Genomic DNA, 18,650 nt, shown 5'->3' with positions numbered 1-18,650 from the left:
GACGTCCATTGTTTTCACAGTAATAAGGGCGTAATTTCTCTTCAATAAAATCAAAACTAATTGTCGCTTCAATCGCACGAAGGAAATGATCTTGTGGAACCAACTCTTCTACAGAAACAGATACACGTTCATCACGATGATTTTTTAAAGCACCCATCATAAAAACTCTCTCCTTTTCCTCTTTTTTATCAGTGTTGACACATAAAAAGAGGTTCAGACACAAAAACAGGCTGTGGAGAAGACTTTCTCCACAGCCTGTCCAAAAGATATTTTGGGGCAGCTTCTTTCTTATGCTTATGGTGTTACTGATGTCGATATATTTGGGAAATCGCCGATATAAATGGAGTTGCGCTGATATATTTGCAAAATCGCCGATATATTTTAAGTTGCGCTGATATATTTAAAAAATCGCTGATATAAATTGAATTACTCTTGTACTTTGTTAGAGAAGATATGCAGTGAAATGTTTTTCTAAAATTTGTAAAGATATCTTTACTTGTAACTGGAAAATATTTATAATTTAAGTAAAGATATCTTTACTTTTGAAGGTGGATCCTATGGGTGTGAAAAATAAAATAAAAGAGTTAAGAAAGCAAAATCATATAACACAAGTTGAAATGGCAAAGGCGATGCAGGTGACGCGGCAGACGATAGTGGCGATTGAAAATCATCATTACAATCCGAGTCTAGAGTTATCCTTAAAAATCGCCAAGTATTTTGGAGTGAAGGTGGAGGAAATCTTTACGCTGGAGTAAGGGGAGAGAAATGGTAGGAAAACGAGCATAGCGATAGGGGGAATAAAAAATGCAGGATGAGTTTGAGAGATTTCAGTCAGATAAAGCGTTTAAATATGTAGGGTTATTTTTTACGATTAGTTTAGCGATATGGAGTTTATATAATTTAATTGTTGATGGAGATGCTGGTATGCCGTTTGTTTTATTTGTACTAGGGCAGTGGGTGTATTTTCTTGTGAACTATTGGCCGAAGTGGAAATATAGAAATCGAAAAGAGGCTGATCATGTATGAGTAAGAGAGAGGTCATGAGATTCGTAGGGAGTTTGCTTGTAGCAGGAATTCTTTTAAATACGAGTTTAATGATTTTAAGTATTTCGTGGGGAACTATTTTTATATCGAATGTAGCGCTAGTCATTTTATATGGAATTTCGGAATATAAAGAGCAGAAGCGTTTGAAAGAAGAGGGAGTACCATCGATTGATGAGCGAGTTGTGAACAAGATGAAGTCATATTTTATGATTTGTATTACAAGCTTCGTTTTCTTGTTTATTATGTATCTTTGTGTAAATAAGTATTTAGATAGGCAAGCAGTACATGTAACTGAGCTATTATATATTGCTATTTTTGGTGTATTAATAAGTATCGCATCAACGAGCGTGTTAGCAACAAAGAATAATAGATAGAAAAAGGGGAACTGGGATGGGATTACCGGTGTTATGTGTCGCTACAGCTATATTTGCGCTTCTTTGGGGAATGCAAAATTTTTCTCGTAATCCAGTGCCGAGTATTTGTATTATGATTGGTACTGTAGGTTTATCGTATTATTTATTATTATTAGCCCATTATCATAAAACGGCAACGAGTGTTGTTGTTGGAGCACTTATTTTATTTTGTGGGCGCGCCATACAAAAGGGGTTATTTCCATAAAAGCTGTTTATACACTTTGTATAAACAGCTTTTTGTATTTTTTTTACAAAACACTTGAAAGTTACGTAACGTCATCTTCTATAATGAGGGGGAAGAGGTGATGGTAGTGATTTCAATACAAGAATTGACGAGAGAAACAGGGGTTACAGTACGTACACTACGTTATTATGATCAAATAGATTTATTAAAGCCGAGCGGAAAAACAGAGGGTGGGCATCGGTTATATAGTGAAGCTGACGTTATTCGTTTGCAACAAATTTTATTTTTAAAAGAAATGGGATTTTCATTAAAAGAAGTTGCGAATATGTTAGTAAAAGGTGAGCTGGATTTGAAAAAATCACTTGAAAACCAACTTAGATTTGTACAAGAAGAGCAAAAGAAGTTCAATCGAATGGAGCGTGTTTTACAAGCGGTTGTTTATTCGGTAGATGTAGAGGGAGAACTTGATTGGAAAGTTATGTTTGAACTTATTCAGCTTTCAAAACAGTCTCCTCGTATACGTGAAATATTTCAAAATGAAGTATTTTCAAAGGAAGAACAAAAGTTGCTTCATAATTTGCCGAATATGAGTGAGGAAGATCCGAATGTTTTAGAATGGGTAGATTTATTAAAGCAATTACGTATTTTTATGAAAGAGGGTAAAGAAGCCACTAGTGATGAAGTACAAAGGGCAATGAAGAGATTAATGCAGAAGTGTTTAGAAATGGCTAATGGTGACGAAGCGTTTTTAGATAAGTTATGGGAAGTTAGAAAATCAAAGGAAGATTCACAGAAAATGAGCATGTATCCAATTGAAGAAGAGTTTTTATTATATATGGATGAAGCTTTTCGTATTTATGATGAAAGGGAGAAGGATAAATGAGCATACTCGCAGAATATCGTTGGTATTTTTTAATTGGAGCAGAGATTGTATTTTGGTTATCGGCTATCGGTTTCTTTTTACTCCGTTACGGATTCCGTTTGAAGAAGGCGAGCTTTATTATGGGGATTGTACTCCTCGTAAATGAAGTGTTTATTTTAACATTAGGGGCAGTGGACTATTATCAAACAGGAAAGTTCTCTAATTTTCAAATCATTACTGTAATTATTTTACTGTATGCAGTTTTCTACGGGAAAAAGGATTTGAAGAAGCTTGATATATTTGCGCAAAAGCTAGTTGCGAAATGGCGTAATGAACCGGCGCCTATTATTGAAGAACAGGTAGAATTAACAGGTATGGCCTATGCAAAGCAGGAAATAAAAAATTGGGTATTACATCTTGTTTTATTCGTTGGTGTGCACATATTCTTTTTCTTCGCGTATGGATTTATTCCATTTGAACAATGGGGTAATTGGTTAGAATCGGGAATCGTTTTAAATAAAGCTGCAAGTCGCGTGAGCCAAGTGTGGGCAATTATATTTTTAGTTGATACAGCGATTTCATTTTCATATGTGGTTTTTCCGAAGAAGGAGAAAGGAAAAGAAAAGCTACTTTCATAGTTGAAAGTAGCTTTTCTGGTATACAAATAATTTTTATAGGAGAGGATGACAATAGAAAAAAGAACCAGCTTTATATGTCTATTTCTCTTTAGTTTAGTAGCATGCTCATCATCTAACACTACAATTGATAAGAAGAACGATGTCATTGTAAAGGGAACCAGGATTTCCAATCTAGATAAATTTGAAAATTTCGTTTTGAATGTCGAACAAAGGGAAGTTGATAAAATAAGAATTGTACAGTATACCCTTGAAGGGGACCCGATTTTTCAAACGTTAGAGTATAGTGGGAACGATATATTTTATGTTTCAGATAATAGAAAAGACAAATTTGCTGGGAAGGATAAAGGGTTACATAAAGATAGTTGTAAAAGTATTGTTAAAGAGCAGCGCGAATCAGAAAGTACTTATCGGTTAATAGATTGTATGAATGAAGCTGGGCGCAATGGATATGACTTAGTATATGAACCTAAAAAATAGAATTAGTAGAGGAAGGAAGTATTTACTCCTTCCTTTTTCTATGTGTATATTGTCGAAAACTTTACCGAATATCTGTTCGTTTTTTTAGGTTTTTTATAGGCATTCGTGGTAAAATAATAATACAGATTTTTATGAGGAGGTCGGATTTTACTTGGAACATCAATTTGAAATTATATCAGCGTATTCCCCGCAAGGTGATCAGCCGGTAGCTATAGAGAAGCTTGTAGAGGGAATTAATAGTGGAAAGAAAAAGCAAGTGTTGCTTGGAGCGACAGGAACGGGTAAGACATTTACGATTTCAAATGTCATTAAAGAAGTGCAAAAGCCAACACTTGTTATGGCTCACAATAAAACGTTAGCAGGACAGTTATATAGTGAGTTGAAAGACTTTTTCCCGAATAATGCAGTTGAATATTTTGTTAGTTATTACGATTATTATCAGCCGGAAGCGTATGTACCACAAACAGATACGTTTATTGAAAAGGACGCGCAGATTAATGATGAAATTGATAAATTGCGTCACTCGGCAACGTCTGCATTATTTGAACGGGACGATGTAATTATCGTTGCGAGTGTATCGTGTATATATGGTTTAGGTTCTCCTGAAGAATATCGCGAGTTAGTTGTATCACTTCGAGTTGGTATGGAGAAGGACCGCAATCAATTGCTTCGTGAACTTGTTGATGTACAGTATGGACGTAATGATATTGATTTCAAGCGTGGTACATTCCGTGTGCGCGGAGATGTAGTTGAAATCTTCCCAGCATCACTTGATGAGCATTGTATTCGAATTGAATTTTTCGGCGATGAAATTGATCGTATTCGTGAAGTAAATGCGTTAACAGGTGAAGTATTAGCAGAACGTGATCATGTAGCAATCTTCCCAGCATCTCACTTCGTTACACGTGAAGAGAAAATGAAGGTCGCTATTGAAAATATTGAAAAAGAATTAGAAGAGCGTTTAAAGGATTTAAATGATAACGGTAAGTTGCTAGAAGCACAGCGTATAGAGCAACGTACACGTTATGATTTAGAAATGATGCGCGAGATGGGCTTTTGTTCAGGTATTGAAAACTATTCCCGTCATTTAACACTTCGTCCAGCGGGTGCAACACCGTATACGTTATTGGACTATTTCCCGGAAGATTTCTTAATTGTTATGGATGAGTCGCACGTATCAGTGCCACAAGTAAGAGCGATGTATAACGGGGACCAAGCACGTAAGCAAGTGCTTGTGGATCATGGATTCCGTCTGCCGTCAGCTTTAGATAATAGACCGCTCATGTTTGATGAGTTTGAGGAGAAAACAAATCAAGTTATTTACGTTTCGGCGACGCCAGGACCGTACGAGTTAGAGCAGTCACCAGAAGTAATAGAACAAATTATTCGTCCAACAGGGCTTTTAGATCCACCAATCGATATACGACCTATTGAAGGGCAAATTGACGATTTATTAGGAGAGATTCAAGATCGTATTGCAAAAAATGAACGTGTATTAATTACGACTTTAACGAAGAAAATGTCAGAGGATTTAACGGACTACTTAAAAGATGTAGGAATTAAAGTGAACTATCTTCATTCTGAAATTAAAACGTTAGAACGTATTGAAATTATTCGTGACCTTCGCCTTGGTAAGTTTGATGTACTTGTCGGTATTAACTTATTACGAGAAGGATTAGATATTCCAGAAGTATCACTTGTAGCGATTTTAGATGCTGATAAGGAAGGGTTCTTACGTTCAGAGCGCTCATTAATTCAAACAATTGGTCGTGCCGCGCGTAATGAAAACGGCCGCGTTATTATGTACGCAGATCGTATAACAAGATCCATGGGAATTGCAATTGAAGAAACGCAGCGTCGTCGTACTATACAAGAAGCCTACAATAAAGAGCATGGTATTACGCCGAAAACGATTCAAAAAGGCGTACGTGATGTAATCCGTGCAACGACAATTGCTGAAGAGACAGAAACATACGAAGCAACTCCTGCTAAGAAAATGACGAAAAAAGAGCGTGAAAAGACAATTGCGAAGATGGAAGCAGAGATGAAAGAAGCAGCAAAAGCGTTAGACTTCGAGCGTGCAGCTGAACTAAGAGATTTACTATTAGAATTAAAAGCGGAAGGGTGAAAAGAGTGAGTAAGAGCAAGGATTTTATCGTTGTAAAAGGTGCTAGAGCACATAACTTAAAAAATATTGATGTAACCATTCCGAGAAATCAGCTTGTCGTTGTAACGGGATTGTCTGGTTCGGGGAAATCATCATTAGCATTTGATACGATTTATGCAGAAGGGCAGCGCAGATACGTAGAATCGTTATCTGCGTATGCGCGCCAGTTTTTAGGACAAATGGATAAGCCGGATGTAGATACGATTGAAGGATTGTCACCAGCGATTTCAATCGATCAAAAAACGACGAGTCGTAATCCACGTTCAACTGTCGGAACGGTAACGGAGATTTATGATTATTTACGTTTATTATTTGCGCGAATTGGTACGCCAATTTGTCCAAATCATGGGATTGAAATTACATCACAAACAGTAGAGCAGATGGTAGACCGTGTTCTTGAATATCCTGAACGTACGAAATTACAAGTGTTAGCTCCTATCGTTTCTGGGCGTAAAGGTGCACATGTGAAAGTACTTGAAGATATTAAGAAGCAAGGATATGTTCGTGTACGTGTTGATGGTGAAATGCTTGATGTGTCTGAAGAGATTACGTTAGATAAAAATAAGAAGCATTCTATTGAAGTTGTAATTGACCGTATTGTTGTAAAAGAAGGAATCGCAAGCCGTCTTGCTGATTCACTTGAAAGTGCATTAAAGCTTGGCGGAGGCCGAGTGTTAATCGATGTAATGGGAGAAGAGGAACTTCTATTTAGTGAACATCATGCTTGTCCGCATTGTGGTTTTTCAATCGGAGAATTAGAGCCGCGTATGTTCTCATTCAACAGTCCGTTCGGAGCGTGTCCTTCTTGTGATGGACTTGGTTCAAAGCTAGAGGTAGATTTAGAGCTTGTTATCCCGAACTGGGATTTATCATTAAATGAACATGCGATTGCACCTTGGGAACCGACAAGTTCACAATACTATCCACAACTTTTACAATCTGTATGTAATCACTACGGCGTTGATATGGATATGCCTGTGAAAGATATACCGAAAGATTTATTTGATAAAGTGTTGTACGGAAGCGGGGAAGAGAAGGTTTATTTCCGCTATGTAAATGAATTCGGTCAAGTAAAGGAAAATGAGATTTTATTTGAAGGTGTTATTCCAAACATTGAACGTCGTTATCGTGAAACGAGTTCTGATTACATTCGTGAGCAAATGGAAAAGTATATGGCAGAACAAGCTTGTCCGAAGTGTAAAGGCGGCCGCTTAAAGCCTGAAAGCTTAGCTGTTTTTGTTGGTGATAAAACGATTGCTGACGTAACGAAGTATTCAGTTCAAGAAGTACAAGAATTTTTCTCGAATGTAGAGCTAACGGAGAAGCAACAAAAAATAGCTCATTTAATTTTAAGAGAAATTCAGGAGCGCGTTGGATTCTTAGTGAACGTTGGTTTAGATTATTTAACGCTAAGTCGTGCGGCTGGTACGTTATCAGGTGGTGAGGCGCAGCGTATTCGCTTAGCGACGCAAATTGGTTCTCGTCTAACTGGCGTACTTTATATTCTTGATGAGCCTTCAATTGGTTTACACCAGCGCGATAACGATCGTCTTATTCGTACATTGCAAGAAATGCGCGATTTAGGTAATACATTAATCGTTGTTGAGCATGATGAAGATACGATGATGGCTGCTGATTATTTACTTGATATCGGACCAGGTGCAGGTATTCACGGTGGGCAAGTTGTATCGGCAGGGACACCAGCTGAAGTGATGCAAGATGATAATTCGTTAACAGGAAAATATTTAAGCGGTAAAGAGTTTATTCCAGTTCCACTTGAAAGACGTAAAGGTGACGGACGTAAAGTGGAGATTGTCGGCGCAAAAGAGAATAACTTAAAGAATGCAAAAATGTCATTCCCACTCGGTACGTTTGTAGCGGTAACAGGTGTATCTGGATCAGGTAAAAGTACGATGATTAATGAAGTACTATATAAATCGTTAGCGCAAAAGTTATATAAAGCGAAAGCGAAGCCAGGTACTCATAAAGAGATTAAAGGTCTTGAACATTTAGATAAAGTAATTGATATTGATCAATCGCCAATTGGTCGTACACCACGTTCTAATCCAGCGACGTACACAGGTGTATTCGATGATATTCGTGATGTGTTTGCACAAACGAACGAAGCTAAAGTGCGCGGATATCAAAAAGGACGTTTCAGCTTTAACGTAAAAGGTGGCCGTTGTGAAGCGTGCCGTGGTGATGGAATTATTAAAATCGAAATGCATTTCTTACCAGATGTGTATGTTCCGTGTGAAGTTTGTCACGGTAAACGATATAATCGTGAAACGTTAGAAGTGAAATATAAAGATAAGAATATTTCTGAAGTGTTAGGGATGACAATTGAAGATGGAGTAGAATTCTTCGCCAATATTCCTAAAATTAAGCGTAAACTTCAAACGCTTGTAGATGTTGGGCTTGGTTATATGAAATTAGGTCAACCAGCAACAACATTATCTGGTGGGGAAGCACAGCGTGTGAAATTAGCTTCTGAATTACATCGTCGTTCTACAGGTCGTACGTTATATATTTTAGATGAGCCAACGACTGGGTTGCATGCGCATGATATTGCACGTCTTCTAGAAGTGCTGCAACGTCTTGTTGAGAGTGGTGAGACGGTACTTGTAATTGAACATAATTTAGATGTGATTAAAACAGCTGATTATATTGTTGATCTTGGACCAGAAGGCGGGGACAAAGGTGGACAAATCGTCGCTTCGGGAACGCCAGAGCAAGTAGTAAAAGAAGAGCGCTCGTACACTGGTAAGTATTTAAAAGAGATTTTAAATCGTGATAAAGCAAGAATGAAAGAGAAAATAAAAGAAGTAGAGTTATCGCAATAAGTTTATTGATGAAAACCGAGTGGAAATGACGCTCGGTTTTTATTTTACGAGGAAAAACTGGTAAGTATGTTAGTAGGTATACAAGCATGAAAGATAGAATAAGTTGATATAAGTGTTTGTATCATACTTGCGTTTATTATCTATTAGCGTATGATGAAATATATATGTTTAAAAGGATGTGTAACGAAATGAGATGGATTGTATCACTTCTTGTAAATAGCGTTGTGTTAATCGCTGTATCGGGGCTTTTAAAAGGGATTGCACCAGATGCATTTTACGTAGCAAATATACAAACTGCAATTATTGCGAGTATTATATTGGCGGTTTTAAATGTGTTCGTAAAGCCGTTTTTAATTTTAATTACGCTACCAATTACTGTTGTAACTTTCGGCTTCTTCTTAATTGTTATTAATGCGATTACGTTAAAAATAGCAGATTCATTATTAGGAGATGCTTTTAATATATCAGGATTTGGTGTAGCGATTGTTGCGGCAATTTGTATTTCAATTTTTAATATGATTATTGAGAAGGCAATTGTGGAACCTCTATATGAAAAAAAGAGAAAATGACAAAAAGAAAAACATTTCATTATTCGTATGAAATGTTTTTTTCTATTTATTAGAAACCGTATTTCTTGTTTCCAGAAAAAAATGGTACAATATCCGGTAGAATGGAATTTTACATCAAACGAGACTGAACCCGCAGCGGAGTGGAGGTTTATACATATGCCAAAAGTAAGGACAAAAGATTTAATTGAACAATTTCAATTGGAGTTAATAAGTGGTGAGGAAGGAATTCATCGTCCGATTGATACAAGTGATTTATCACGACCTGGAATTGAAATGGCAGGATTCTTTACATATTATCCAGCTGATCGCGTGCAGCTTCTTGGAAAAACGGAGCTCACGTTCTTTGATACGTTAACAACAGAGCAAAAACAAGAGAGAATGAAAGCGCTTTGTACCGAGGAGACGCCATGTATTATTATAACTCGTAATCAAGATGTACCAAATGAGTTATTACAAGCATCACGTGAATCAGGCATGCCTTTATTACGTTCTTCTCAAACGACAACGAGATTATCAAGTCGTTTAACTAATTATTTAGAAGGTAAGCTAGCACCAACAACTGCTGTTCATGGTGTATTAGTAGATATTTACGGTGTTGGTGTTTTAATTACAGGTCAAAGTGGTGTTGGTAAAAGTGAGACAGCTCTTGAACTTGTGAAGCGTGGTCACCGCCTTGTTGCGGATGATAGTGTAGAAATTCGCCAAGAAGATGAAGACACATTAGTAGGAAGCTCACCAGATTTAATTGAGCATTTATTAGAAATTCGTGGTCTAGGTATCATTAACGTTATGACGTTATTCGGTGCAGGGGCAGTGCGAAATTATAAGCGTATTACACTTGTTATTAATCTTGAAATTTGGGATCAAAAGAAAAACTATGATCGCTTAGGTCTTGATGAAGAGAAGATGAAAATTATTGATACAGAACTTACGAAGATTACACTTCCAGTTCGTCCTGGTCGAAACTTGGCTGTTATTATTGAAGTAGCAGCGATGAACTTCCGTTTAAAGCGTATGGGAGTCAATGCAGCACAGCAGTTCTCAGAACGATTAATGAGTGCGATTGAGTTAGGGAATCAGGAGTAAACATTGGAGAGGGAGGTCATACATATGCTGTTAGGTTCTGTACCGCAGCTTGACCGCGTAGCTGTCCAACTTGGGCCGTTTCCTGTTTATTGGTACGGGATTATTATCGGTACAGGGGTGCTATTAGGTCTTTGGCTAGCAACTCGCGAGGGAGAAAGGCTAGGTATTCCAAAAGATACATTTGTTGACCTTGTATTAATTGCAGTACCGATCGCTATTCTATTTGCGAGAATGTACTATGTTATTTTTGAATGGGAATATTACGCGCAAAACCCGAGTCAAATTATTAATATTCGTCAAGGTGGCTTGGCGATTCATGGTGGTTTAATCGGAGCGGTTATTACAGGGATTCTTTTTGCAAAGCGACGCGGGGTTTCATTCTGGAAGTTGGCGGATATTGCTGCACCAAGTATTTTATTAGGACAAGCAATTGGCCGATGGGGAAACTTTATGAACCAAGAGGCGCATGGTGATGAAGTAACGAGACAGTTTTTAGAAGGTCTTCATTTACCAGATTTCATTATTAATCAAATGTATATTGAGGGTGTGTACTATCATCCGACGTTTTTATATGAATCATTATGGAATTTTGCAGGTGTAATTTTACTACTTGCATTAAGAAAAGTGAATTTACGCCGCGGGGAATTATTCTTCACATATTTAATTTGGTATTCAGTAGGACGCTTCTTCGTAGAAGGCTTACGTACAGATAGTTTAATGCTAGGACCACTTCGTATTGCACAAGTAATGTCAATTGGACTTGTTGTTATTTCTATTATTTTCATTATTGTGAGACGAAAAATGGGGCAAGCTGATAAAAGATATTCGGAAAATTAGAGAAAAGTAGCATCTTATTATAAGATGCTGCTTCTTTCATATTCAGGAAGGCGAAAGGACTAAGGCAATGAGAATAAATACAGTGTTATTTGATTTAGATGGAACTTTAATTAATACAAACGAACTTATTATTTCTTCTTTTTTACATACTTTAAATACGTATTATCCAAATCAATATAAGCGTGAAGATGTGTTGCCATTTATCGGTCCATCTTTGCATGATACTTTCAGTAAGATTGATGAAAGTAAGGTTGAAGAGATGATTACAAGTTATCGCGAATTTAACCATGATCATCATGATGAATTAGTAGAAGAATATGAAACTGTATATGAAACAGTTCGAGAGTTGAAGAAGCAAGGTTATAAAGTTGGTATTGTTACAACGAAAGCGAGACAAACCGTTGAGATGGGATTACAGTTGTCAAAGCTTGATGAATTTTTTGATGTTGTCGTGACAATTGATGATGTAGAGCATGTGAAACCACATCCAGAGCCACTTCAAAAAGCGCTTGAATTATTAGATGCAAAACCAGAAGAGGCATTGATGGTTGGAGATAATCATCATGATATTGTCGGTGGTCAAAATGCGGGGACGAAAACAGCTGCGGTTTCATGGACGTTGAAAGGTAGAGCGTATTTAGAAGCTTACAAGCCGGACTTTATGCTAGATAAAATGAGTGATTTGCTACCGATTTTGTCTAATATGAAACGTTCATAAAGGTCCAAGTAAGTTAGTAGAGGAGCGAGCTAAGTGCGACGGACAACGCGCTATCCTGTTTCAGGAGAAAATTCATTATGGAATGTGTATAAAACAGTGTCTTTTTGGAAGGTAATGAAAAACTTTATTATTATCCAAATTGCGCGTTACACGCCATTTTTATCTGTGAAGAATTGGTTGTACCGTACTTTTTTACGGATGAAAGTAGGAAAGAAAACATCATTTGCGCTTATGGTAATGCCGGATATTATGTTCCCGGAAAAGATAACTGTGGGAGAGAATTCGATTATTGGCTATAATACAACGCTTTTAGCGCATGAATATTTAATTCGTGAATATCGACTTGGGGAAATCGTCATTGGAAATGAAGTGATGATTGGAGCGAATGTAACAATATTACCAGGTGTGAAAATTGGAGACGGTGCGACTGTCTCAGCTGGCACACTTGTTCATAGAGATGTACCGAGCGGTGCTTTCGTAGGTGGAAATCCAATGCGTATTATTTATACGAAAGAGCAAATGACCGCAAGAGAAGGTTCATGGTGAAAATGTAACATTTCTCCTCTTTTTTTATGAATAAAAAGGAAATAATTGAGTATAATATACTGTTTTGTTTTTTACGGAATCGTTTATACTTATAGATAGAAGAATGTGTGAGCGAAGAAAACAAAAAACTGGAGGATATATGGGGAAAAATCAAAGGATATATAAGGAGAACGGACAAGTTATCTCTTTTAATCAATTAGCGGACTTCTTTTATAAAAAAGGGATGAGAGCTTACAAAGGGCAAAAATTGCAAGATGCAATTAAATATTTTCGAAGAGCGGCACAAAGTGAGAAGGAGCCGTTTATTTTATGTCAATTAGCAACAGTATTATCTGAGGCTGGTGAATATCAAGAGTCGAACCAAATCTTCTTAAAGTTAGTTAGATCTAATCCAGAACTTGAACAGTGCTATTATTTTATTGCAAATAATTATGCATATATGGGGTTATTTCAACAGGCGAAGAAATATGCGGATCGTTATTTAGAAGTTGCAAAAGAGAAGGAATTCGTAGAAGATACATTAGAACTTCTTGAGATTATGGAAGAAGAAGCAATGGGTGCGGAAGAGATTGAAGATGAAGATGATTTAATTGTTATGCAGGAAGAAGCGAATCGTTATATTCGTAATGGACAATTGGAAGAAGCAATTGCTACATTAGAAATTGTTACGAAAGATTATCCGGAATTTTGGTCAGGTCATAATAATTTAGCCATTGCACATTTTCAATCGGGTAATGTAGACAAAGCACTGAAGTTAACAGAAATGATTTTAGAGAAAAATCCTGGTAATATACATGCGCTTTGTAATACGCTTATTTTTCTATATTCAATTGGAGAGCATAAACAAGTAGAAGCGTTAGCGGGACAGCTAGTTTCGGTATATCCGATTTCATTTGAACATCGTTTGAAACTGGGAACTACACTTGCAACAATTGGTTATTTCGAGCATGCATATAAATGGTTCAAACTATTAAAGCGTCAAGGATACGAAGGAGACGTTAGTTTTTATTATTGGTTTGCATATTCTGCGTATATGGTGAAAGATCAGCAACTAGCTGAAAAAATGTGGCAACATGTCGTGGAATTGCATCCTGATAAAAAGGGAAAAGAACCGTGGAATGCGCTGAATTTAGCAGATGAAGGACAAAACGTGTTATTTGAAGAATTACGAAAATCATTTCAGCAAAGTGCGACGCTAGAAGAACAAATGCTAGCTTTATATTTAATGAATGAATTGTCAACGCCGGAGAAGGTTGGATTCTTCTTTGATATAACGCAAGCGAAGAACGGTGTTCCCATCGTATCGCAACTTGCAAAGTACTTCTTTTTACTTAATAGTCATAAGAGTATTCCAGCTGATTTACAACAATTTGAGCAGTGCGCGAGAATCGCGGATGCCTTATACAATTATACGAAAAAAGATGATGAATTAATTGAAGAGTGTTTACACTTTTGGTTTTGTACGTTCATACGTTTATATACATCTGGAGACATATTTACAAATGTGTACGGCTGGTCAGCTGCGATTGAATACATTGTACGCGGCGAACAAGGAAATAAAATGACACAGTCGGAGCTTGGAGACGTATATAATGTATCTGTAGCGACTGTCCGAAAATATGTGCAAGCTGTTAAGCGTACGCACACATAAGATAAGCAAATCATTGGGAAAAAAATGATGCTAACAGTATAATGAGGGTAACTTAATTGTGTAGGAATGGATAGGAGTGAATAGTGTGTCAGAAGAAAAAATTTATGATGTCGTTATTATTGGTGCAGGACCAGCTGGTATGACAGCTGCAGTATATACATCTCGTGCAAATTTAAGCACATTAATGCTTGAGCGTGGTATTCCGGGTGGCCAAATGGCAAACACGGAAGATGTAGAAAACTACCCAGGTTATGAGTCTATTTTAGGACCAGACTTATCAAATAAAATGTTCGAGCATGCGAAGAAATTTGGTGCTGAATATGCATACGGTGATGTGAAAGAAGTCATCGATGGTAAAGAATACAAAACAATTATTGCTGGTAAAAAAGAATATAAAGCACGTGCAATTATCGTTGCAAGCGGTGCAGAGTATAAAAAAATTGGTGTACCGGGTGAAACAGAACTTGGCGGCCGTGGTGTATCATATTGTGCAGTATGTGATGGGGCATTCTTTAAAGGAAAAGAACTTATCGTAATTGGCGGTGGAGATTCTGCTGTTGAAGAGGGTGTGTTCTTAACACGCTTCGCATCAAAAGTAACGATCGTTCACCGTCGTGACACGCTTCGTGCACAGAAAATTTTACAAGACCGTGCTTTCCAAAACGAAAAAGTAGATTTCATTTGGAACCACACTATAAAAGAAATTAACGAAGCAAGCGGTAAAGTAGGAAGTGTAACACTTGTAGACGTAAACAGTGGAGAAGAGAAAGAAGTCAAAACTGACGGCGTATTCGTATACATCGGTATGTTACCATTATCAAAACCATTTGTTGAACTAGGTATTACAAATGAAAATGGTTACCTTGAAACGAACGAACGTATGGAAACTAAAATCCCTGGTATTTTCGCAGCTGGTGATGTTCGTGAAAAAATGCTTCGTCAAATTGTAACTGCAACAGGTGACGGTAGTATTGCAGCACAAAGTGCACAACATTACGTAGAAGAATTATTAGAGGAATTAAAAACTGTATCAGAAAAATAAGGGATAATATACCTTGTGAGAAGAAAGCTACCGACAGGAGCTTTCTTCTTTTTTTTGTGTGAAAATGTCAAAGTATTGTCAAAAAATATAAGGATTATAAGCTTTCTTATTGATATACTGGACTTTACGGAAAAAATCACTATAAGAAATGAGGAATTTATTCAGTATGGAATGGCGTAATATATATCGTGGATTTTGTATGGGCGTTAGTGATTTAATTCCTGGTGTGAGCGGCGGTACAATCGCTGTTGTGTTAGGGATTTATGAACAATTGCTTGCGGCAATTAGTGGATTCTTTAGTCGTGAATGGAAAAAACATTTAGGGTTTTTAATTCCACTTGCAGCTGGTGTGGCAGCAGCGTTTTTAACGTTAAGTCATGTTATTAAATATTTACTTGCAAATCATTATGAACCGACTCAATTTTTCTTCCTCGGTTTAATTATTAGTATATTACCGATGTTAATGAGAGAAGCTGATGCAAAGTCGTCGTTTAAAGGTAAGCACATTGTTTTATTAATAGTTGCAGCAATTCTTGTTGCGATCACAGCTTTCTTTAAACCAGATAAGGCAGCAGATCCAATTACGACGTTAACAATTTTAAATGCAATTGGTTTATTTTTCGCAGGATGGATGGCTAGTATGGCTATGCTACTTCCTGGGATTAGTGGATCGTTTATTTTATTAATTATTGGTGTGTATCCAACAGCAATTAACGCTTTAACTACACTTAACTTACCTTTAATCGTGGTTATCGGTGCTGGTGTTATGGTTGGATTTGTTGTAAGTAGTAAAGGCATTAGTTTTTTATTAGATCGTTATAAAAGTATGACATTTGCGGCAATTATTGGACTAGTTATCGGTTCGATTGTAATTGTGTTCCCTGGTATTCCAACTGGTGGATTTTCAATTATAAGTTCAATTATTACCTTTATTTTAGGATTTGCGATTGTTACTTATTTCGGTAAGAAATAAGGGCTTTAATCCCCTTGGCGATAAAAATCGTTAAGGGGATTTTTCATGCTATTCATTAAAAGTCTAAGCATTTACATTGCTTGTTATGGAAAGCTTTTTTAAAATTGTTGAGTAGCATATGCTTAGCGAAAGAGGACTGGCTCCTTCGTTGTAGCAAACTGTTTTTGATAGTATAATGAAAGAAGTATGCAGTGAGAAATTTTACTGCAAGTAGCTGAGGTGAAGAAACATGCAAAGAGTGACAAACTGTGTGTTAATTAGAGATAATGAAGTACTCTTACTCCAAAAACCTCGCCGAAATTGGTGGGTTGCACCAGGCGGGAAAATGGAGCGTGGTGAGACTGTAAGAGATTCCGTTGTTCGCGAATATCGCGAAGAAACAGGTATTTATTTGAAAAACCCAGCGTTAAAGGGGGTCTTCACCTTTGTCATCCAAGAAGGTGATAAAGTTGTTTCTGAATGGATGATGTTCTCCTTTTTAGCGACAGATTTTGCAGGAGAAAACAAACTAGAGAGCGAAGAAGGCATCATTGGTTGGCATACATTTGATAAAATTGATGATTTAGCAATGGCGCCAGGAGATTATCACATTATTGATTATTTAATTAAAGGAAATGGCATAATCTACGGTACATTTGTATATACCCCAGATGTTGAGTTGCTTTCATATCGATTAGATCCGAGTTAAACCGTCAAGGAGAGGATACGATGACAGAGAATAATGATATAAAAATGGTAATTATTACAGGGATGTCTGGAGCTGGAAAAACAGTAGCTTTACAAAGTTTTGAAGATTTAGGATATTTTTGTGTAGATAATTTACCACCGATGTTATTGCCAAAGTTTATTGAGCTTATGGCGGATTCAAAAGGGAAAATGAATAAAGTGGCACTTGGCATTGATTTACGTGGCCGCGAGTTTTTCGAACATTTATGGGGAGCACTTGATGATTTATCAGAACGTACATGGATTATTCCTCATATTTTATTTTTAGATGCGAAAGATAGTACGCTTGTAACTCGTTATAAAGAAACGAGACGTTCGCATCCACTTGCACCAACTGGTTTGCCGTTAAAGGGAATCGAAGCAGAGCGCAATTTATTAACAGATATGAAGGCACGAGCAAATATTGTGCTTGATACATCGGATTTAAAACCGAAAGAATTACGTGAAAAAATTGTTCACTTGTTCTCAACAGAAACTGAGCAAGCATTTCGTGTAAATGTTATGTCATTTGGATTTAAGTACGGTATTCCAATTGATGCAGATTTAGTATTTGATGTTCGTTTTTTACCAAATCCATATTACATTCCACATATGAAGCCATTAACAGGACTAGATGAAGAAGTTTCTTCGTATGTACTGAAATTTAATGAGACACATAAGTTTTTAGAGAAGTTGACGGATCTGATTACTTTCATGCTGCCTCATTATAAAAGAGAAGGCAAAAGTCAACTTGTAATTGCAATTGGATGTACAGGTGGACAGCATCGTTCTGTTACGCTTACAGAATACCTTGGGAAACATTTGAAACCAGAGTATAGTGTTCATGTATCTCATCGTGATGTGGAGAAGAGAAAGGGCCATTAAGGGATGAAAAAAGAGAGAAAGCCTAAAATTGTCATCATGGGAGGCGGAACTGGACTCTCTGTTTTATTAAGAGGATTAAAGCAATATCCTGTTGATATTACAGCAGTTGTTACAATCGCTGATGATGGTGGCAGTTCGGGTCGATTACGTGATGAGCTAGAAATTCCACCTCCAGGTGACATCCGTAACGTACTTGTTGCGTTATCGGATGTAGAGCCACTGGTGGAAGCTTTATTTCAGCACCGTTTCACAACAGGAGACGGACTGAAAGGTCATGCGTTAGGAAATCTATTGTTGGCAGGTATGACCTCGATTACAGGAGACTTTTTCCATGCAATTACGGAAACAAGTAAAGTATTAAATGTCAGAGGACGTGTATTACCAGCAGCGAATCAAAGTGCGGTACTTCATGCGGAACTTGAAGATGGGGAAATTGTAACAGGTGAATCAAAGATTCCTTATTACGGAAAGAAGATTAATCGTGTCTTTTTAACTCCAGAAGATGTAGAGCCATTGCATGAAACATTGGCTGAGATTAAACGAGCTGATTTACTTGTTTTCGGCCCAGGAAGTTTGTATACGAGTATATTACCCAACTTAGTTGTTAACAAAATTGGGGACGCTGTTCTTGCCGCAAAGGCGAAGAAGGTATATGTATGTAACGTTATGACACAAGCGGGTGAAACGATGGGATATACTGCTTTTGATCATGTGCAGGCGTTACACGATCATTTAGGGCAACCATTTATTAATACTGCAATTGTAAATAACCGTGAGATTCCTTGTGAATTACGTAAGTTATATGAGGAAGAAATGTCTACACCAGTTGTAGTGGATGAAGAACGTTTTGCTGAAAATAATATTGATGTTATTCAAGAGGGATTAGCGAAGTATGATGATCGTGTTGTAAGGCATGATACGTTAAAGTTAGCTTCGATTTTATATTCATTGTTATAAATGTGCGTTGCCTCGTTTGAGGTGGCGCTCCTCATTCATATAGGACAAGAATT

General features: G+C 37.1%; 20 protein-coding genes and 1 pseudogene. 20 read left to right on the top strand and 1 reads right to left on the bottom strand.

Translation table 11 applies throughout. From position 1 onward, the window contains the following. Window positions 1-160 (bottom strand): annotated as a pseudogene (locus BUA87_RS31050) (IS5/IS1182 family transposase); the annotation flags it as partial. 397 nt (window positions 161-557) lie between these two features. On the opposite strand from BUA87_RS31050, the gene BUA87_RS23155 reads away from it, so the two are divergent. From BUA87_RS23155 to BUA87_RS23060, 20 genes are all read left to right on the top strand, one after another. After that, window positions 558-755, top strand: coding sequence for a helix-turn-helix transcriptional regulator (locus BUA87_RS23155; RefSeq protein ID WP_000538364.1), 198 nt, complete (start codon window positions 558-560; stop codon window positions 753-755). A gap of 49 nt (window positions 756-804) precedes the next feature. Then, window positions 805-1,026: a hypothetical protein gene (locus tag BUA87_RS23150; RefSeq protein ID WP_072940936.1), complete on the top strand. Its 222-nt coding sequence runs from the start codon at window positions 805-807 to the stop codon at window positions 1,024-1,026. After that, window positions 1,023-1,418, top strand: coding sequence for a hypothetical protein (locus BUA87_RS23145; protein ID WP_025710206.1), 396 nt, complete (start codon window positions 1,023-1,025; stop codon window positions 1,416-1,418). The genes BUA87_RS23150 and BUA87_RS23145 overlap by 4 nt, the downstream gene beginning before the upstream one ends. A 16-nt stretch (window positions 1,419-1,434) precedes the next feature. Continuing rightward, window positions 1,435-1,662, top strand: coding sequence for a hypothetical protein (locus BUA87_RS23140; RefSeq protein ID WP_000524131.1), 228 nt, complete (start codon window positions 1,435-1,437; stop codon window positions 1,660-1,662). A 100-nt stretch (window positions 1,663-1,762) separates the two neighbouring features. Next, window positions 1,763-2,524 carry a MerR family transcriptional regulator gene (locus BUA87_RS23135; RefSeq protein WP_000260342.1) on the top strand — a complete coding sequence of 254 codons (762 nt, stop codon included), beginning with the start codon at window positions 1,763-1,765 and terminating at the stop codon, window positions 2,522-2,524. Next, on the top strand, window positions 2,521-3,141 hold the full coding sequence (locus BUA87_RS23130) for a hypothetical protein (protein ID WP_000025200.1): 621 nt from the start codon (window positions 2,521-2,523) through the stop codon (window positions 3,139-3,141). The genes BUA87_RS23135 and BUA87_RS23130 overlap by 4 nt, the downstream gene beginning before the upstream one ends. Window positions 3,142-3,186: 45 nt before the next feature. Continuing rightward, window positions 3,187-3,618, top strand: a complete 432-nt coding sequence (locus BUA87_RS23125) for a DUF4362 domain-containing protein (protein WP_065229554.1) — start codon at window positions 3,187-3,189, stop codon at window positions 3,616-3,618. Window positions 3,619-3,769: 151 nt separating this feature from the next. Further along, a complete protein-coding gene (uvrB, locus tag BUA87_RS23120; protein ID WP_072940933.1) occupies window positions 3,770-5,746 on the top strand; it encodes an excinuclease ABC subunit B in 1,977 nt (658 codons plus the stop codon). A 5-nt stretch (window positions 5,747-5,751) separates the two neighbouring features. Further along, window positions 5,752-8,628 (top strand): excinuclease ABC subunit UvrA, encoded by a 2,877-nt coding sequence (gene uvrA / locus BUA87_RS23115; RefSeq protein ID WP_000045587.1) that lies wholly within the window; start codon window positions 5,752-5,754, stop codon window positions 8,626-8,628. Between the two features lie 188 nt (window positions 8,629-8,816). Continuing rightward, window positions 8,817-9,197 carry a phage holin family protein gene (locus BUA87_RS23110; RefSeq protein WP_001267308.1) on the top strand — a complete coding sequence of 127 codons (381 nt, stop codon included), beginning with the start codon at window positions 8,817-8,819 and terminating at the stop codon, window positions 9,195-9,197. 156 nt (window positions 9,198-9,353) lie between these two features. Beyond that, the gene (gene hprK / locus BUA87_RS23105; RefSeq protein WP_065229553.1) at window positions 9,354-10,283 is read left to right on the top strand and encodes an HPr(Ser) kinase/phosphatase; all 930 of its coding nucleotides are present in this window, start codon (window positions 9,354-9,356) and stop codon (window positions 10,281-10,283) included. Between the two features lie 24 nt (window positions 10,284-10,307). Beyond that, the gene (gene lgt / locus BUA87_RS23100) at window positions 10,308-11,120 is read left to right on the top strand and encodes a prolipoprotein diacylglyceryl transferase (protein WP_000924240.1); all 813 of its coding nucleotides are present in this window, start codon (window positions 10,308-10,310) and stop codon (window positions 11,118-11,120) included. Window positions 11,121-11,187: 67 nt separating this feature from the next. Beyond that, window positions 11,188-11,838, top strand: a complete 651-nt coding sequence (ppaX, locus tag BUA87_RS23095) for a pyrophosphatase PpaX (protein WP_050822169.1) — start codon at window positions 11,188-11,190, stop codon at window positions 11,836-11,838. A 33-nt stretch (window positions 11,839-11,871) separates the two neighbouring features. Further along, window positions 11,872-12,384 (top strand): acyltransferase, encoded by a 513-nt coding sequence (locus tag BUA87_RS23090; protein ID WP_001255070.1) that lies wholly within the window; start codon window positions 11,872-11,874, stop codon window positions 12,382-12,384. A gap of 139 nt (window positions 12,385-12,523) precedes the next feature. Next, window positions 12,524-14,035 carry a tetratricopeptide repeat protein gene (locus tag BUA87_RS23085; RefSeq protein WP_000517723.1) on the top strand — a complete coding sequence of 504 codons (1,512 nt, stop codon included), beginning with the start codon at window positions 12,524-12,526 and terminating at the stop codon, window positions 14,033-14,035. Window positions 14,036-14,120: 85 nt separating this feature from the next. Beyond that, a complete protein-coding gene (gene trxB / locus BUA87_RS23080) occupies window positions 14,121-15,077 on the top strand; it encodes a thioredoxin-disulfide reductase (protein WP_001288078.1) in 957 nt (318 codons plus the stop codon). A gap of 166 nt (window positions 15,078-15,243) precedes the next feature. After that, entirely contained in the window at window positions 15,244-16,050 is an 807-nt protein-coding gene (locus BUA87_RS23075; protein WP_000455196.1) for a DUF368 domain-containing protein, read from the top strand. A 229-nt stretch (window positions 16,051-16,279) separates the two neighbouring features. Further along, a complete protein-coding gene (locus BUA87_RS23070) occupies window positions 16,280-16,738 on the top strand; it encodes an NUDIX hydrolase (protein ID WP_072940929.1) in 459 nt (152 codons plus the stop codon). A 20-nt stretch (window positions 16,739-16,758) separates the two neighbouring features. Continuing rightward, window positions 16,759-17,640 carry an RNase adapter RapZ gene (gene rapZ, locus BUA87_RS23065; protein ID WP_000138459.1) on the top strand — a complete coding sequence of 294 codons (882 nt, stop codon included), beginning with the start codon at window positions 16,759-16,761 and terminating at the stop codon, window positions 17,638-17,640. 3 nt (window positions 17,641-17,643) lie between these two features. Beyond that, entirely contained in the window at window positions 17,644-18,597 is a 954-nt protein-coding gene (locus BUA87_RS23060) for a gluconeogenesis factor YvcK family protein (RefSeq protein WP_000712187.1), read from the top strand. Window positions 18,598-18,650: the final 53 nt, after the last annotated feature.

The sequence above is a fragment of the Bacillus sp. bc15 genome, assembly GCF_900142585.1.
GTDB classification, from domain to species: domain Bacteria; phylum Bacillota; class Bacilli; order Bacillales; family Bacillaceae_G; genus Bacillus_A; species Bacillus_A cereus.
This window is presented reverse-complemented; position numbering and strand designations above follow the sequence as displayed.

Bases quoted from the DNA above. Each gene is read 5' to 3' on its own strand.
- BUA87_RS23155 (WP_000538364.1), top strand. From the start codon at position 558: ATGGGTGTGAAAAATAAAATAAAAGAGTTAAGAAAGCAAAATCATATA.
- BUA87_RS23140 (WP_000524131.1), top strand. From the start codon at position 1,435: ATGGGATTACCGGTGTTATGTGTCGCTACAGCTATATTTGCGCTTCTT.
- BUA87_RS23085 (WP_000517723.1), top strand. From the start codon at position 12,524: ATGGGGAAAAATCAAAGGATATATAAGGAGAACGGACAAGTTATCTCT.
- hprK (WP_065229553.1), top strand. From the start codon at position 9,354: ATGCCAAAAGTAAGGACAAAAGATTTAATTGAACAATTTCAATTGGAG.
- BUA87_RS23150 (WP_072940936.1), top strand. From the start codon at position 805: ATGCAGGATGAGTTTGAGAGATTTCAGTCAGATAAAGCGTTTAAATAT.
- lgt (WP_000924240.1), top strand. From the start codon at position 10,308: ATGCTGTTAGGTTCTGTACCGCAGCTTGACCGCGTAGCTGTCCAACTT.
- BUA87_RS23145 (WP_025710206.1), top strand. From the start codon at position 1,023: ATGAGTAAGAGAGAGGTCATGAGATTCGTAGGGAGTTTGCTTGTAGCA.
- BUA87_RS23075 (WP_000455196.1), top strand. From the start codon at position 15,244: ATGGAATGGCGTAATATATATCGTGGATTTTGTATGGGCGTTAGTGAT.
- BUA87_RS23130 (WP_000025200.1), top strand. From the start codon at position 2,521: ATGAGCATACTCGCAGAATATCGTTGGTATTTTTTAATTGGAGCAGAG.
- BUA87_RS23110 (WP_001267308.1), top strand. From the start codon at position 8,817: ATGAGATGGATTGTATCACTTCTTGTAAATAGCGTTGTGTTAATCGCT.
- BUA87_RS23125 (WP_065229554.1), top strand. From the start codon at position 3,187: ATGACAATAGAAAAAAGAACCAGCTTTATATGTCTATTTCTCTTTAGT.
- BUA87_RS23060 (WP_000712187.1), top strand. From the start codon at position 17,644: ATGAAAAAAGAGAGAAAGCCTAAAATTGTCATCATGGGAGGCGGAACT.
- ppaX (WP_050822169.1), top strand. From the start codon at position 11,188: ATGAGAATAAATACAGTGTTATTTGATTTAGATGGAACTTTAATTAAT.
- rapZ (WP_000138459.1), top strand. From the start codon at position 16,759: ATGACAGAGAATAATGATATAAAAATGGTAATTATTACAGGGATGTCT.
- BUA87_RS23070 (WP_072940929.1), top strand. From the start codon at position 16,280: ATGCAAAGAGTGACAAACTGTGTGTTAATTAGAGATAATGAAGTACTC.
- BUA87_RS23135 (WP_000260342.1), top strand. From the start codon at position 1,763: ATGGTAGTGATTTCAATACAAGAATTGACGAGAGAAACAGGGGTTACA.